4 protein-coding genes and 1 pseudogene are annotated in these 3,482 nt (G+C 70.0%); 4 read left to right on the top strand and 1 reads right to left on the bottom strand.

Translation table 11 applies throughout. The annotated features are described in order from the left end of the window. Nucleotides 1-282, top strand: a 282-nt coding sequence (locus tag AC04L7_RS14680; protein WP_475513284.1) for a phosphoribosylanthranilate isomerase, incomplete at its 5' end; no start/stop codon positions are given. A 2-nt stretch (nt 283-284) separates the two neighbouring features. On the opposite strand, the gene AC04L7_RS14675 is transcribed toward AC04L7_RS14680, so the two are convergent. After that, complete coding sequence (locus tag AC04L7_RS14675; RefSeq protein WP_435999270.1) at nt 285-1,169, bottom strand: LysR family transcriptional regulator; 885 nt, start codon at nt 1,167-1,169, stop codon at nt 285-287. A gap of 97 nt (nt 1,170-1,266) precedes the next feature. Between AC04L7_RS14675 and trpB the strand changes: the two genes are divergently transcribed. The 3 genes and pseudogenes from trpB to AC04L7_RS14660 all read left to right on the top strand — a co-directional run. Next, on the top strand, nt 1,267-2,478 hold the full coding sequence (trpB, locus tag AC04L7_RS14670; RefSeq protein ID WP_475513283.1) for a tryptophan synthase subunit beta: 1,212 nt from the start codon (nt 1,267-1,269) through the stop codon (nt 2,476-2,478). Further along, complete coding sequence (gene trpA / locus AC04L7_RS14665; protein WP_296282651.1) at nt 2,475-3,272, top strand: tryptophan synthase subunit alpha; 798 nt, start codon at nt 2,475-2,477, stop codon at nt 3,270-3,272. The genes trpB and trpA overlap by 4 nt, the downstream gene beginning before the upstream one ends. A gap of 87 nt (nt 3,273-3,359) precedes the next feature. After that, a pseudogene (locus AC04L7_RS14660) lies at nt 3,360-3,482 on the top strand (acetyl-CoA carboxylase, carboxyltransferase subunit beta); the annotation flags it as partial.

The following is a 3,482-nucleotide window of genomic DNA, read 5'->3' as shown; positions in this document are numbered from 1 at the left end:
GCCTATCCGGGCGCGCAGGGCTTCCTGTTCGACGGCCACGCCGCAGGCGAGCAGGGGGGGAGCGGGCAGCGCTTCGATTGGCGCCGCATGCCCGCGTCCACCGACAAGCCGTTCCTGCTGGCCGGCGGCCTGACGCCCGAGAACGTCGGCCTCGCGCTGCGCACGGCGCGGCCTTGGGGCGTCGATGTGTCCAGCGGCATCGAAACGGCGCCCGGCGTGAAAGACGGGGAGAAGATGCGTCGGTTCGTCGAGGCCGTGCGCGAGGCCGAAACCGGCGCTTGAGCTCAGGCCAGTGCGGTGCGCAACCACGCCGCCAGCGCCGGTATCCGTGGGTCCGGGTTGCCGCGCCGGCCACACAGCGCCCACTGCCCGCCGGTATCGGTGAACCCCCAGGGGGCGACCAGGCGTCCGCCTTCGAGATCGGCCTGTACCAGTTCCTGCGGCGCGATGGCCACGCCCAGCCCGGCGACGGCGGCTTCCAGCAGATAGGTCAGGTGATCGAAGCCGGCGCCCCGCCGCGGCTGCCCGATATCCAGGCCCTGCGTGGCGAACCAGCGCGGCCAGGCCTGTGGACGCGAGGCGGTGTGCAGCACGGGCTCGTCGGCGAGCACTGCGGGTGGCGCGCCCGACAGCGCGGCGAACCGGACATGCCTTGGGCTGAGCACCGGTCCGATCCGCTCGGGCGCCAGCAGGTGCACATCCCAGCCTGAGGGCCAGGGGGCCTCGCCGACCAGCAGGGCGGCGTCGAGTCCGGTGAGGGCGTCGTCGAACCCTCCCTCCTGTGCCGACAGGTGCAGCGTCAGCGTCGGCAGGTCGACCGCCAGTCGCTCCAGCCGGGGGATCACCCAGCGCGCCAGCAGGCTGCCCGGGCAGCCGAGCACGAAGGCCAGCGGCCGGCGGTCGCGCTGCATCGCAGCCCAGCCAGCCTGGAGCGAAGAGAATGCGTCGCCGGCCAGGTCGCGCAGGCGCAGGCCATCGGCCGTGAGCGCCAGGCCGCGACCATCGCGGACGAACAGCGGGCGGCCCAGCGCCTCTTCCAGGGTGCGCACATGCCGGCTGACCGCTCCGTGGGTGACGTGCAGCTCGGCGGCCGCACGACTGACGCTGCCCAACCGGGCTGCCGCTTCGAACGCACGCAGGGCATTGAGCGGGGGAAGAGGTCGTGACATGGCATCAGTTTAAGTCACGGATTGGTCAGATTTCATGGGTTTTTCGTCCACAACCTGTGCGATACAGTGACGGCTCGCCCTCGCTGGACACACGATCATGGCCGCCGCTGCCGACTATCACGCCTACCCCGATGCTGCCGGCCACTTCGGCCGGCATGGCGGCCGCTTCGTCGCCGAAACCCTGATCGGCCCCCTGCAGGAACTGGCCACCGCCTACGACACCGCCCGTGTCGATCCGGCCTTCATCGCTGCCTTCGACAAGGACCTGAAGCACTACGTCGGCCGGCCCAGCCCGATCTACCACGCGGAGCGCCTGAGTCGTGAAGTGGGCGGCGCACAGATCCTGCTCAAGCGCGAGGACCTGAACCACACCGGCGCGCACAAGATCAACAACACCATCGGGCAGGCGCTGCTGGCCAGCCGGATGGGCAAGAAGCGGATCATCGCCGAGACGGGCGCCGGCCAGCACGGCGTGGCCAGCGCCACCGTCGCCACCCGGCTGGGGCTGGAATGCGTGGTCTACATGGGCGCCACCGACATCGAGCGCCAGAAGATCAACGTCTATCGCATGAAGCTGCTCGGCGCGACCGTGGTGCCGGTGACCAGCGGCTCGGCCACGCTTAAGGACRCACTGAACGAAGCGATGCGCGATTGGGTGACCAACGTGCACGACACCTTCTACATCATCGGCACCGTCGCCGGTCCCGATCCGTATCCGCGCATGGTGCGCGACTTCAACGCCGTGGTCGGCCGCGAGGCGAGGGCGCAGATGCTGGCCGACTACGGCCGCCTGCCGGATGCGATCACCGCCTGCGTCGGCGGCGGCAGCAACGCGATCGGTCTGTTCCATGCCTTCCTCAACGATCCGGGCGTGCGCATCGTCGGCGCGGAAGCCGCCGGCGACGGGATCGAGACCGGTCGCCATGCCTCGTCGCTGTCGGCGGGACGCATCGGCGTGCTGCACGGCAACCGCACCTACGTGATCTGCGACGACGACGGGCAGATCATCGAAACGCATTCGATCTCCGCCGGCCTGGACTACCCGGGCGTCGGGCCGGAACACGCGTTCCTGAAGGACAGCGGACGCGCGGAGTATGTCGGCGTCACCGACGACGAAGCGCTCGCTGCATTCCATCGCCTGACACGCACYGAGGGCATCCTGCCGGCGCTGGAATCCAGCCACGCGGTCGCCCAGGCGATCAAGCTGGCGCGCGAACTGCCGAAGGACCAGCTGGTGCTGTGCAACCTGTCCGGTCGTGGCGACAAGGACGTGCACACCATCGCCGCACGCGAGGGGATCAGCCTGTGAGCCGCTTCGAAACCAAGTTCGCCGAACTGAAGACTGCGGGCCGCAAGGCGCTGGTGCCGTTCATCACCGCCGGCGACCCATCGCTGGAATCGACGGTGCCGGTGATGCACGCGCTGGTGGACGCCGGTGCCGACGTGATCGAACTCGGCGTGCCGTTCTCCGACCCGATGGCCGACGGCCCGGTCATCCAGCGCAGTTCCGAGCGCGCGCTGGCGCGTGGCGCCGGGCTGCGCTACGTGCTGGAGGCCGTGGAGGTGTTCCGCCAGCAGGACGACACGACGCCCATCGTGCTGATGGGTTACCTGAACCCGGTGGAGATCCACGGTGCAGGGCGCTTCGCCCGCGAGGCGGTCGCGGCGGGCGTCGACGGCGTTCTGCTGGTCGACCTGCCGCCGGAAGAGGCCGAAGAGACGCGCGCGGTGTTCAACCGTGAAGGGCTCGCCCTGATCGCGCTGGCGTCGCCGACCACCTCGCCCGAGCGCCTACGGATGCTGTGCGAGACCGCGCAGGGCTACCTGTACTACGTCAGTTTCGCGGGCGTGACGGGCGCGTCCGATCGCCTGGACACCGCAGCGGCGGGCGAACGGCTGAAGCAGCTGCAGGCAGGCTCCCACGTTCCCGTGGTGGCGGGCTTCGGCATCCGCGACGCCGGCAGTGCCCGTGCGATGGCGGCCGATGCCGATGGCGTCGTGGTCGGCAGTGCGCTGGTGGCGGCGCTGGCCGACGCCGAAGGCGATGCACCTGCCCGCGCGTCCGCCTTCCTCGCCCCGCTGCGGGCGGCGCTGGACGCCTGAACCACCGTACGGCTGTGCATGGACGACTGAGCTAAACTGCCGCGCTCAACCATAAGGCCCCTCCCGGGGCAGGCAGCAAGACCACGCATGAGCTGGCTCAGCAAACTGATGCCGTCGGGCATCCGCACCGAGGGCAACGCAGGCAAGAGCAAACGCAGCGTCCCCGAGGGGCTGTGGGAAAAATGCGACCGTTGCGGCGCGGTGCTGTAC

This window comes from Pseudoxanthomonas sp. LjRoot204_2, assembly GCF_056175765.1.
Note: the sequence above shows the minus strand (reverse complement) of the source record. Positions and strands in the feature narration are given on the sequence as shown.

What these genes read in the sequence shown, in the direction of transcription:
- AC04L7_RS14675 (WP_435999270.1), bottom strand. Translation starts at nt 1,169, where the DNA reads ATGTCACGACCTCTTCCCCCGCTCAATGCCCTGCGTGCGTTCGAAGCG.